The following is a 12,035-nucleotide window of genomic DNA, read 5'->3' on the forward strand; positions in this document are numbered from 1 at the left end:
GATTTGCACTTTCACTTATTTTTAGAGCTGCAAATGGTGACACTCACAAATACGAATGTTTGTTCTCTTATCATATCACAAAAACGTGTCCATAACACCCTAAAAGAAAAAGCGTGTTTTAATCAATTGATCAAAATACGCTTTCTTTATATAGACTATTTATTTCAATATGGATAGGATCGTCGCTACAGAATGATCTACAAATGAACGCTCTGGGCGAGATTTCATGAGGACTGTAAGTCCAATAAAAGAAACAACCAGCGCCTGTGCTAAGGCTTTGGCATTCAGACTGCTTTCGAGCTCACCCGAGCGAATACCTTGTACAATTTTTTCTTCAAAAATGACCGAAAGATACATCTGATGCTCTCTTGTGAGAATTTCAAATTTCTCTTCATGGGGGGCAAGCTCGACTATTGTATTGATGCAGAAGCACCCTTTACTCGGCCCATGTCCATATTCCTCTTCTACTAATTCAGCAAATAATGTATGAAATGCTTCCTTTACAGATAGATTGTTTTGAAGTTTTGTTCGAATGTGGGCAGCATGCTGAGTTGTATATTTGCGTAATGCCGCTTCAAACAATTCCTCTTTATCACCGAACGCTGAGTATAAGCTTGGCCGCTGTATTCCCATTTTTGCAGTTAAGTCGCTTAATGTAGTCGCTCTGTACCCCTTCTCCCAAAAAAGCAACAAGGCCTCATCTAACGCTTTTTCCTCATCAAATTCCCGTTGTCGAACCATTATCAACCCTCATTTCTATCATAAAAATCTCTTCACTAAATCAATCATCTATTTCTTATAAAGATTTTTTACTTATCGGTATATTATCATTTTATTTTATTGACATATCATTGTCAAACCGACTGCCTCTCTCAAGATCTTCACTACATCATCTTGACTTTAAAACGTTTCTCTGGTTATCCTTAACAGGAATCATTTTATACCAAACAGTATATTATACTATTTAGTACAAAAAGAGAGGATGACATACATGAAAAAAGAAAAAATGAATGCCGTTGAACATTCTGATCTGGAAACGACTCATTTACAAATAAACACCCGATCAACGATGACTCGCAATATGGCTCTACTGTTTTCGACAGCCTCAGGGATGGCAGTTGCAAACATATACTTTGCACAGCCATTATTAGACTCCCTCGCATCCGAGTTTGGTATCAGCTATTCATCCGTTGGTATGGTCATTACGATTACTCAGCTTTGTTATGCGCTAGGACTGCTACTGATCGTACCACTTGGTGATCTGTTCAACCAACGGCGGCTCATCGTAGCTCAAATGCTAGTATCCGTGTTATCTCTCATTCTAGTCGGTATCGCCCCTACCGCCACCGTCCTGTTCATAGGACTAGCTGCGGTGGGACTGCTCGCTGTAGTCACTCAGGTACTCGTAGCATTCGCAGCGACATGGGCCGCTCCTGAAGAACGTGGCCGCATAGTGGGCTTGGTTCAAAGTGGAATTGTGATTGGTATTCTTCTCGCACGAACGTTTGCTGGTGTACTAACCGATCTCGCCGGCTGGAGATCAGTCTATCTCGTTTCCGGCGTGATGATGCTGATCATAACTGGCGTGTTGTACCGGTATCTTCCGCGTGCTGACAGCAAGAGAGTCTCCATATCCTATGTGAACTTGCTCGCTTCAATGTTTATATTGTTCAGACAAGAACGAATTCTACGTATTCGTGGCGTACTGGGTTTTCTGATCTTTGTTGTGTTTGGCACGCTGTGGACTTCACTTGTGCTGCCTCTCAGCACTACGCCATACAATCTGTCACATACGGCAATTGGTGCATTTGGCCTTGCTGGAGTTGCCGGAGCATTAGGTGCCGCTCGAGCTGATCGAGGCTTAGGACAGTTAACAACATGCATCGCCCTTGTCCTATTACTCTTTTCATGGTGTTTTATTTTTTTCACTGAATATTCCCTCATTTTATTAATCGTTGGTATAGTCATTCTTGACCTATCTGTGCAGGCCGTTCATGTGACCAATCAAAGTATGATTTTCATGGTCCGGCCTGAGGCGAGAAGCCGGCTGACTGCTGCTTATATGATTTTTTATTCCCTCGGCAGTGCGCTCGGTTCTATTGTATCAACTAACATATACGCAAACGCTGGGAGCCTCTATCAGCGCCTTAGCCCTTTTATATTGGATGATCACCTACCGCTTCACGGCACAGATCACAGGAACATCAGATGTAAAATAAAAAAACACCGCAATTAAGCGGTGTTTTGGATTAAGCATCGATCACTTCGACTTTTTCCATGCCTTGTCCTTGTTCCATATCAAGAACAGCTTCGATACCAGATGTTACTTTACCAAAAACAGTGTGAACACCGTTTAAGTGCGGCTGTGGGTCATGTACGATAAAGAATTGGCTGCCGCCAGTGTCTTTACCAGCGTGTGCCATTGATAATGAACCTCTCTCGTGCTGATGAGGGTTTCCTTCTGTTTCACATTTAATTGTGTAACCAGGTCCTCCAGTTCCATTACCGTTTGGATCGCCGCCTTGGCTTACGAACCCTGGGATCACGCGGTGGAATTTCAATCCATCGTAGAAGCCTTCATTCGCTAATTTTTCAAAGTTTGCTACTGTACCTGGAGCAGCCTCTGGGTAAAGTTCAAACTCAATTTTCTTTCCATTCGTTAATTGTATGTATCCTTTTTTCGCCATTTTTCACATTCTCCTTTCAGGTTAAACAACGCTCATTATAGCACATTTTCGGTGATGTTAAACATCCCCTGCTTGTCGAATGTGATTTACCTCTTTTGCCATCATTGATAAAATAAAAGAGCTTGATCCTTTTCTCCTAAGGAAATGATCACAGACTGAGCAAATCACTTCATCATATTGGAGGTTTCAAACATCTTTAAAAGAAAATTGAAACGTCAGACTGATTTGTTACGTCTATATGATGGAGTACGATTCAAATCATGTACTCAAAAGATGAGTTTCTCACCATCGAGAAACGCTTTCGACTTGAAGGAGGTCAACATGTTTAAAAAAACAATGCTTAGTATGATGGCAGCGCTCCTTTTACTGATTGGTGCGCCAAAAGTCAGCTTAGCGGATGCAGCTGTCGGCGATGTCATCGTCACACTCGGGCAAGACTTAACACCGGCTGATCGCCAGAAGGTGCTTGACGAGTTGAATCCACCTGAAAATGCGACAAAAATTGAAGTAACCAATAAAGAAGAGCACGAATATTTAGGAAAGTATATCCCTCGTTCTTCTATCGGGACGAGAGCATTATCATCTTCATCCATCACCATTGAAAAATCAGGTACGGGTCTGACCGTGGATACACATAACATTAAGACCATTACAGATGAGATGTATTTAAATGCTTTAATGACCGCAGGCGTGAAAGATGCAAAGGTTGTCGTGACGGCGCCGTTTGAAGTATCTGGTACAGCAGCACTGACAGGTCTATTAAAAGCCTATGAAGTGTCAAGCGACAAAGCCATTCCTGAAGATGTGAAACAGGTAGCAAACGAAGAGCTTGTAACAACATCTAAACTGGGAGACTCTATTGGAAAAGACAATGCTTCTGCCCTAATTGCAAAAATCAAAGATGACATTGCCAAAAATGGAGTTCCTAAAACAACAAAAGAAGTGGAAGAAAAAGTAGATCAAGCCGCTTCTGATTTGAACTTAAATCTAACGCAAGACCAAAAAGATCAACTTGTCTCTCTCTTTGATAAGATGAAAAATATCAATATCGATTGGAAACAAGTCGGATCTCAAATTGATAAAGCAAAAGACAAGATTACAAAATTCATAGAATCAGATGAAGGGAAAAACCTTCTACAGAAGATTTGGGATTTCTTTGTCTCCATTTGGAACGCGATCGTCTCTGTATTTACTGGTGGAAAATAAATGTCATAGAAAAAGCTGCCTGAAGATCAGGCAGCTTTTTTTAAGTCGATGATTTCACTTTTGATTGATAAGGTAAATCCAATTTGACAATATCCTCATATGTCTCACGCTCAACGACAAGCTGCGCTTCCCCATCTTCTACAAATACTACAGCCGGGCGCGGGATGCGGTTATAGTTGTTTGACATGCTGTAGCCATAAGCTCCTGTACAAAAGACAGCTAACAAGTCTCCCTGTGATAACTCTGGCAGATCAATATCCCAAATGAGCATATCTCCACTTTCACAGCATTTTCCTGCAATGGACACAGTTTGATCATGCGTTTGACTCATTTTATTGGCGCTTGCTGCTTCATATTTTGCTTGATATAAAGCAGGTCGAATGTTATCACTCATTCCGCCGTCAATGGCTACATAATCGCGAATGCCAGGTACATGTTTGGATGAGCCGATCGTATAAAGAGTGGTTCCCGCATCTCCAACAAGTGAGCGGCCTGGCTCAATCCAAATTTCAGGCATCTCAAATTCATAGCGGGCTACATTTTCTTTCACCGCTTGAATAATTTTCTCCACGTATTCAGTTGCTGGAAGTGGTTCGTCCTCTTCTGTATAACGGATGCCAAAGCCTCCGCCTAAGTTCAGCACTGTGGAAATAAATCCAAACGATTCTCTCCATTCATCCAGCTTCAAGAAAATTTTATCTGCCGCAAGGACAAAACCAGCTGTATCAAAGATTTGAGAGCCGATATGGCAGTGGACACCTAAAAGCTCGATCACTTCTGATTCAAGTACTTGTTTGACCGCTTCGTCTGCTTGTCCATTATGAAGATCAAAACCGAATTTTGAATCTTCTTGACCTGTTGTAATATAGTCATGCGTATGTGCTTCAACGCCCGGCGTGATGCGGAGGAGTACTTTCACCTGTTTTGACAGCTCTTGCCCAAGCTGTTCAATGAGGTTGATTTCATAGAAATTATCAACAACAATACAGCCGATTCCATGCGCTAATGCCATCTTTAATTCTTCTCTGCTTTTGTTGTTACCATGGAAATGAATTTTTTCTACTGGAAACCCGGCACAAATGGCTGTGTGCAGCTCCCCGCCTGAAACGACATCAAGTGATAAGCCTTCTTCTTTTGCCAGCTGGAACATGGCAATAGAAGAAAACGCCTTACTCGCATATGCCACCTGAGCCTTTAGTTCTTCTTCAATAAATGCTTTCTGAAAGCTTTTTGCACGCTCCCGTATTAAAGCCACATCATATACATAAAGTGGTGTCCCATACGTTTCAGCTAAAGAAACGGCATCAACACCACCAATTTCTAAATGTCCGAGTTCATTTTGTCTGCAAGTGCCGTGTAAATACAATGTCATTCCCTCTTTCTCCGCCTCGGCTGAAAAAAGACAGCTGCACAAGCTGCCTTTTGCCGTTTCTCAAAGTTAAAAATACAATATCACAATCTTCAGCCACTTTCAACGAGCGTTAAGAATTTGGCGGAATTTTTGATCTGTTCTGAGGGTGAACGATGCTTGGCCTTACTTTTGAGCCAGGAACAGATGTCCGAATGAGCACTTGCCACAAAGCCTTTCCATTAAAAGGAATGAACGGCCACATATAAGGCGTCTGTAAGGAACGAATGGATGTTAAATAAATAAGTAACAGCGTAAAACCGATGATCAGTCCATTCAGCTTAAAGATCGCTACTAGTGCTAATATGATCAGTCGGATGATTTTATTAGCGACACTCAGTTCATAACTTGGAGTGGTGAATGTACCGATGGCTGCTAGCGAGACGTATAATATGACCTCTGGTGTAAATAAACCGACATCAATTGCAATTTGTCCAATTAAGACGGCTGCAATCAAACCCATAGCAGTCGACAAGGCGGTCGGCGTATGAATCGCCGCCATTCGTAAAAATTCCACCCCAAAATCAGCAAGGAATACTTGGAGAATGACAGGGATATGGGAGGGTTTGTTAAATCCAATATAGCTTAGATTGTCTGGCAGAAGATTCGGTTCTAGAATAAAAAGAAACCAGATCGGCAAAAGAAAAGTAGAACATAAGATGCCTAAAAAACGCACCCATCTTAAAAAAGTCCCAACCGCTGGCGCCTGGCGGTATTCTTCAGCATGTTGAACGTGATGAAAAATAGTGGTTGGTGTAATGATGACACTAGGGGATGTATCCGTAATGATGATGACATGCCCTTCTAATATATGGTTAGCGGCTACATCTGGGCGCTCGGTGTATCGCACAAGCGGGAAGGGATTATATCCTTGCTTAATGATAAATTCTTCTATTGTTTTATCAGACATCGTCAGTCCGTCAACTTTAATCCCAGACACTTCTTTTTCGATAATATCAACAAGATCAGGGTCAGCTATGTCTTCAATATAACAAACACAGACGTCTGCTTTAGAACGCTCGCCTACTTTAAGCATTTTGTATCGCAGTTTTTCATCCCGCACTCTTCTGCGAATGAGTGCTGTGTTCACAATGATGTTTTCAACAAAACCGTCTCTTGCACCTCTGACAACCTTTTCTGTATCCGGTTCCTCCGGCATTCTGCCAGGGTAGCTCCTGACGTCAATAATAAATGCGTAATTTTCACCTTCGACAACGACTGCCACAAGTCCAGACAACACTTGATCCACTGCTTCATCAAGCGTTTCAACTTTTGAGACTTGCTGATTGACAAGACGGTTTTCTACCACACGTGCAAGATCATCTGATTCAGGTTCGTTGTCATTGATTTCAATCAGTTCTTTTAATAAATAGATCACATATTGTGTATCACATAATCCATTTACATAGTAAAGCTGGATTTCCTGATCATGGACATAAATTTTCCGAACGCCAAGGTCAAAGCTGAGACCCATCCCGACATTGTCTTTGAAAAAATCTTCATTTTTCTTTGGATCCCGGTACACGTGCACCTTGTCTTTCTTCATGGAAACCGCTCCTTTCTAAAATTAATTCGACTGCCTTCATTGTGATGGGGGACCCTTTGCTTAGATCATCTTTCCGTCCCATCTTGCCAATATCTCCAATGCCGACAACAATCGGAAGCTGTAGTGAATCGAGACAATACACTGTATCTCCACTCATTTTGTGTGGTTCCATTTCTGGAAGTCCATGTTTGTCAACGCCGTATTCTGTCAGTTCACCTTCCCGGTCAATGGAGACATGTACCTTTGTCCATTCCGCTTGATGGGTTTTAGATGCCACTGCAATGGCGCCAATCACTTCAATTTCAGGGTGACGTGCTACGTGCTTCATAGCCGTCTCCCCTGTTCCTTCACCTGTTAGGCCAGAATCATCAAACATGACAAACACTGGGTCATACGGCGTTTTTAAAATCATCTGGACCAGTTCTGGTCCTGTTCGTTTGCTCGGATTCCCTTTTGAGCTGGAAATACATCTTCCGCCGACTTTCTTTGCGACAAGCTCAATCGTTTTGGCAGCATATATATCTCCGTCTGTCACTAAAATGACTTTGCGTCTTTGCCCCATATTAGGTTATCCTTTCGGTTTAAAGATAAGTGCAATGATAAATGAAAATAAAATTGCAGCTGATATTCCAGCAGAGGTTAACTCAAAAATCCCAATTCCGATTCCAATAAATCCGTGGACATCGGCCTGATGCATCGCCCCATGAAGCAAGCTATGACCAAAGCTTACGATAGGGACGGTAGCACCCGCTCCTGCAAATTCAATAAATTTGTCATAAATACCAAACCCGTCTAAAATCGTCCCCGCCACAACAAAGGTCGTCATGACATGTGCCGGTGTGAGTTTCAGTACATCAAGTAAAAGCTGGCCGATCACGCAAATCAGTCCGCCTGCAACAAAAGCAATCAAATAATCCATTAGCTTTCTCCTCCTGCACGCTCAAATACAACTCCGTGCGCAATGGTTGGAATGGTCTCTTTTTGCTGAACCATCATTGGGCTGAGAAGCGCCCCGGTTGCTACAACCAATACTCTTTGTAAATTCCCTGCTTTCATTTCTTGAAAGATGTGACTGAATGTCACGACAGCTGAGCAGGCACAGCCGCTGCCTCCAGCGAATACATTTTGATCAGGTGTGTATATGATTAATCCGCAATCATCATGCTTCCGTCCAAGCTGAATGCCATCTTCTTTCAGAAGATCCTTTAAAATAGGCGATCCAATTCCAGATAGATCTCCTGTTAGGATGAGATCATAATCATCTACTGTTCTTCCTAAGTCTTCTAAATGTTGTTTGATTGTGTCTGCCGCTGCAGGCGCCATAGCCGAACCCATATCGAATGGATCTGTAATCCCAAGATCCATCACCCGTCCGACGGTGGCACTTGTAATTTGAATTTGGGAAGGTTCTTGGCTGATGACGACAGCACCGCTCCCTGTCACTGTACTTGTGGCTGTATCTGGTTTTTGCCCGCCATATTCTGTTGGATTACGAAATTGCCGCTCTGCCGTCGCATTGTGACTGCTTGTCGCAGCAAGTGCTCTATTGGCAAACCCACCATCTATTAACGCTGAGGCAATGGCGACTGATTCCATAGATGTGGAGCAGGCACCAAATAAACAAAGAAACGGGATTTTGAGTTCTCTTGCCACATAGTTGGCTGTCACGTTTTGGTTTAGTAAATCTCCTGCCAGCAAAAGGTCAATATCACTTTTTTGCAAATTCGCTTTTGATAAGGCCATTGATATGGCATCATCCATGAGCTGCCTTTCAGCCATTTCCCAGTTCTTTTGATAACAGTGCATTTCATCATAGGTTTTATCAATGAGATGACCGATTGGGCCTTCTTTTTCTTTCGGTCCTGCAGCTGTTCCTTCCGCATTCACATAAAGCTTGTGTTCAAATACCCAAGATTGCTTACCTGTTAGTTTCACGTTTTATTCCTCCTACGAAAACATCTTTTCCAAGACGTATCGAATAATCCCTACGACATATGCCGAGACGACACCAAACACAATGACGTTCCCAGCCAGTTTAAACATGTTGGTCGCTACACCTAACACAAGCCCTTCACTTTTATGCTCAAGAGCCGCACTTGTCATGCTATTTGCAAATCCTGTCACCGGGACAGCTGATCCCGCTCCAGCAAACTGGCCGATTTTATCGTAAATACCAATACCAGTTAAAATAGAAGAAATTAAAATAAGGGTCGCCACCGTTGGATTCCCTGCTGTCTTCTCATTAAAATCAAAAAAAGTAATATAGAAATTTTGCAATCCCTCGCCTATCGCACAAATCAAACCGCCGACAAGAAAAGCCTTGATGCAGTTCAGTACATAAGGAGGTTTCGGCTGATACGTTTTCACTTTAGATGGATAGTTCTCTTTTAAACTTGACACGTGTTGTTCCCTCCACATTTTTAAATATAAATAAGCCAATGAAATAGCGAGCCAAACACCTTTCCTAAGACGATGGCCATGAGCAGCAGCACAATTTTCCCGTCCATTCCAATTCTTTTCGTTAAGATAGGAAGTACATTTAACACTTCAGTGAGTGCGGCAGCAAGCATGCCGACAAAAATGCCAGATAAAAGACCGATCGGTAGCGCCAGCCATTTGGATAAATGCAAATGGACTTGACTTAAAGTAGCCCAGCCGCCAACGATCGCTCCACTTATCACGGCAGCCTCATATCCTTGAATAAAACGCTGCGTTTTCGTTAATTGCATTAATCGAGGGATAATACCAAGCACTGTGAGAAACGCCACAAATCCTGCCCCTACCGTTAAACCGCCGCCGAGCCCAACAAGCACCACAAAAAGCCATTTACCGATCATGGATATCTTTCAATGTTTCTTTGTTTTCATTGAGTGCGACATAATGATCAAGATCGAGCTGATATTTAAACATTTCCACTTCAAGCGGGCTTGGCTCTTCGTTTAAACGCTTTTTAAACACATGATTGAAAAATAAAATCATGCCAAAACCGAGTCCAAAGCTATATGGAATTTGTAATAAATACGGATGCTCAACCGTGTTTCCAGTAATCATCTCGTAAAGGCGGATATGAACAAGTCGCATACTAACATCCTCATGGAAATTCATGATGGCAAGGGCCGCTCCGACAAATAAGAGGAGCCATACAAACACGAATAATACGGGGGACAGCTGGCGTTTGCCTGTGTCTATTTCAACAATGGCTTCTGAGCCTCCGACCGTTTGAATGTCAATGTCAGGCCATGTTTTTTTGATCGTTTTGACCACATGCATGATATCTAACACAACGATGTGACGATCCTTTTTGCTGACATGGTATATCGGCATTTTGCTCAGCTTTTGCACAGCACTGTCATCTCCAGTGATTTGGGCGATATCCTCTAAATAAATAAGCTGATCATTACCAGTCTTAATCCGATGACGCAGCCGAATAAAGATTTGTCCGTCCATCCAAGTCACTTCCTATACGATGGGTTAAAAATAGTATGTGGTGAAAAATGGTTCTCATACTGAAAGAACTTGATTTACCGGTAATTACCACACAAAAAAAGCCAGCCGAATTGGCTAGCTGTCTTTTTGATCCATTTGCATTTGGATTTGTTTTAAAATCTTCTTTTCAAGCCGTGAGACTTGCACTTGGGAAATTCCGAGTCTTTCTGCTACTTCTGATTGTGTTTGGTCTTTATAATACCTTAAATAGACAATCAGTTTCTCGCGCTCTTCTAATTCTTTAATCGCCTCTTTTAGCGCAATTTTATCAAACCATCTTTCTTCGGAATGATCGGCAATTTGATCGAGCAACGTAATCGGATCGCCGTCATTTTCATACACGGTTTCATGAATAGATGATGGTGAGCGGACCGCTTCTTGAGCAAGGACGACATCCTCAGGTGTGATGTCCAGATATTCAGCCATTTCCTGAACAGTCGGCATTCTTCCATGAGATTTAGACAATTCGTCCCTTGCCCGCCTGATTTTATTTCCAAGTTCCTTTAAAGACCTGCTGACTTTGACGGTTCCATCATCACGAATGAAACGCTGAATTTCACCAATGATCATTGGAACGGCATAGGTCGAAAACTTCACATCATAAGACAAATCAAATTTATCAACAGATTTCAGCAGGCCAATACAGCCTATTTGGAACAGATCATCTGGTTCATATCCTCTATTTAAAAAGCGCTGAACAACGGACCAAACAAGACGCATGTTTTTTTCTACGAGGAGGTCTCTTGCTTGTTGATCTCCGTCTTGGCTTTTTTTGATGAGCTGTTTCACTTCATCATTAGACAGCTGTGCTTTTTTTGCTTGCTTTTTTACCTCCACATCCATATGAGCAGCTCCTTAATTACAAAGCGCTTTGCTTTTTGATAGATGCTTTGTTAAGCGGATTGTTGTGCCCATTTCTGGAGATGAGTCCACCATGACATCATCCATAAAGTTCTCCATGATCGTAAAACCCATCCCGGAGCGCTCTAAGTCTGGTTTCGTCGTAAAAAGCGGCTGCCTTGCTTCCTCAAGATCTGAAATGCCCATACCTTCGTCTCGAATCGTCAGATACACAATATGGTCATCCAGCGTGACGCTAATGTGCACCTTGCCGTCTGGATTCCCGTCATACCCGTGAATGATCGAGTTCGTGACCGCCTCTGATACAACGGTTTTGATTTCTGTTAGCTCATCTAATGTTGGATCGAGCTGAGCGATGAATGCTGCCACCGTTACTCTCGCAAAGGATTCGTTTTGACTTAAAGCAGAAAAAGTCAGATTCATTTCATTTGTCATGATGCCACCCCCAATGTTTGCAGCGCAGTTTGCTCTGAAGGCTCCATACGAATAATTTTAAACAAGCCGGACATATCAAATAAACGGTTCACCGCTGGCGAGATCGCACAGACGACCATTTCACCGCCAAGTTGTTTAATTTCTTTGTATCTTCCTAAAATCACTCCGAGCCCAGAGCTGTCCATAAACGATAAATCAGCTAAATTCAGCACGATGTGGCGAATGTCCTCTGTTTCCAAATAATTCGTCACCTTTTGTCTCAATGTCTCTGCGGAGTGATGATCAAGCTCCCCTGTCAACCGAATGCAAAGTACGCTCTCTTTTATTTGAAAATCAATACCAAGGCTCATCTTTTCTTCCTCCTTGCTCTATTTTCGGATAAAGAATGTTTCTCTTTCTTCACATG

The 12,035-nt window shown here is 42.4% G+C and carries 14 protein-coding genes and 1 pseudogene; 2 read left to right on the forward strand and 13 right to left on the reverse strand.

The genetic code is table 11. The annotated features are described in order from the left end of the window. Positions 1–159: 159 nt before the first annotated feature. The gene (locus MHH31_RS10695; RefSeq protein ID WP_017359789.1) at positions 160–741 is read right to left on the reverse strand and encodes a TetR/AcrR family transcriptional regulator; all 582 of its coding nucleotides are present in this window, start codon (positions 739–741) and stop codon (positions 160–162) included. Positions 742–991: 250 nt separating this feature from the next. Between MHH31_RS10695 and MHH31_RS10700 the strand changes: the two are divergent. Further along, positions 992–2,219 (forward strand): annotated as a pseudogene (locus MHH31_RS10700) (MFS transporter). A gap of 30 nt (positions 2,220–2,249) precedes the next feature. Here MHH31_RS10700 and MHH31_RS10705 read toward each other — a convergent pair. Further along, positions 2,250–2,687 (reverse strand): peptidylprolyl isomerase, encoded by a 438-nt coding sequence (locus MHH31_RS10705; protein WP_007501040.1) that lies wholly within the window; start codon positions 2,685–2,687, stop codon positions 2,250–2,252. A 321-nt stretch (positions 2,688–3,008) separates the two neighbouring features. Here MHH31_RS10705 and MHH31_RS10710 point away from each other — a divergent pair, with 321 nt between their 5' ends. Continuing rightward, positions 3,009–3,893, forward strand: a complete 885-nt coding sequence (locus MHH31_RS10710; protein WP_342494798.1) for a DUF1002 domain-containing protein — start codon at positions 3,009–3,011, stop codon at positions 3,891–3,893. A 40-nt stretch (positions 3,894–3,933) separates the two neighbouring features. Here MHH31_RS10710 and lysA read toward each other — a convergent pair whose 3' ends face one another. The 11 genes from lysA to spoIIAA form a co-directional block, all read right to left on the reverse strand. Further along, complete coding sequence (lysA, locus tag MHH31_RS10715) at positions 3,934–5,259, reverse strand: diaminopimelate decarboxylase (RefSeq protein ID WP_025207565.1); 1,326 nt, start codon at positions 5,257–5,259, stop codon at positions 3,934–3,936. 115 nt (positions 5,260–5,374) lie between these two features. Then, the gene (locus MHH31_RS10720) at positions 5,375–6,847 is read right to left on the reverse strand and encodes a spore germination protein (protein WP_007501043.1); all 1,473 of its coding nucleotides are present in this window, start codon (positions 6,845–6,847) and stop codon (positions 5,375–5,377) included. Then, complete coding sequence (locus MHH31_RS10725) at positions 6,801–7,409, reverse strand: stage V sporulation protein AE (RefSeq protein ID WP_342494799.1); 609 nt, start codon at positions 7,407–7,409, stop codon at positions 6,801–6,803. The genes MHH31_RS10720 and MHH31_RS10725 overlap by 47 nt, the downstream gene beginning before the upstream one ends. A gap of 6 nt (positions 7,410–7,415) precedes the next feature. After that, positions 7,416–7,766 (reverse strand): stage V sporulation protein AE, encoded by a 351-nt coding sequence (spoVAE, locus tag MHH31_RS10730; RefSeq protein WP_007501045.1) that lies wholly within the window; start codon positions 7,764–7,766, stop codon positions 7,416–7,418. Next, positions 7,766–8,782, reverse strand: coding sequence for a stage V sporulation protein AD (gene spoVAD / locus MHH31_RS10735; RefSeq protein WP_024718928.1), 1,017 nt, complete (start codon positions 8,780–8,782; stop codon positions 7,766–7,768). Before spoVAD ends, spoVAE begins: the two co-directional genes overlap by 1 nt. A 12-nt stretch (positions 8,783–8,794) precedes the next feature. Next, a complete protein-coding gene (spoVAC, locus tag MHH31_RS10740; protein WP_024718929.1) occupies positions 8,795–9,247 on the reverse strand; it encodes a stage V sporulation protein AC in 453 nt (150 codons plus the stop codon). 20 nt (positions 9,248–9,267) lie between these two features. Then, positions 9,268–9,684, reverse strand: a complete 417-nt coding sequence (locus MHH31_RS10745) for a stage V sporulation protein AB (protein ID WP_024718930.1) — start codon at positions 9,682–9,684, stop codon at positions 9,268–9,270. Further along, positions 9,674–10,294, reverse strand: coding sequence for a stage V sporulation protein AA (locus tag MHH31_RS10750; protein ID WP_024718931.1), 621 nt, complete (start codon positions 10,292–10,294; stop codon positions 9,674–9,676). The genes MHH31_RS10745 and MHH31_RS10750 overlap by 11 nt, the downstream gene beginning before the upstream one ends. 114 nt (positions 10,295–10,408) lie before the next feature. Next, positions 10,409–11,176, reverse strand: a complete 768-nt coding sequence (gene sigF, locus MHH31_RS10755; RefSeq protein WP_342494800.1) for an RNA polymerase sporulation sigma factor SigF — start codon at positions 11,174–11,176, stop codon at positions 10,409–10,411. Positions 11,177–11,188: 12 nt separating this feature from the next. Beyond that, positions 11,189–11,629, reverse strand: a complete 441-nt coding sequence (spoIIAB, locus tag MHH31_RS10760) for an anti-sigma F factor (protein ID WP_007501052.1) — start codon at positions 11,627–11,629, stop codon at positions 11,189–11,191. Further along, a complete protein-coding gene (spoIIAA, locus tag MHH31_RS10765) occupies positions 11,626–11,979 on the reverse strand; it encodes an anti-sigma F factor antagonist (protein WP_008344431.1) in 354 nt (117 codons plus the stop codon). The genes spoIIAB and spoIIAA overlap by 4 nt, the downstream gene beginning before the upstream one ends. Positions 11,980–12,035 lie beyond the last annotated feature (56 nt).

Origin of the sequence: Bacillus sp. FSL K6-1033, assembly GCF_038630765.1 — a bacterium.
In the GTDB taxonomy this organism is placed as follows: domain Bacteria; phylum Bacillota; class Bacilli; order Bacillales; family Bacillaceae; genus Bacillus; species Bacillus altitudinis.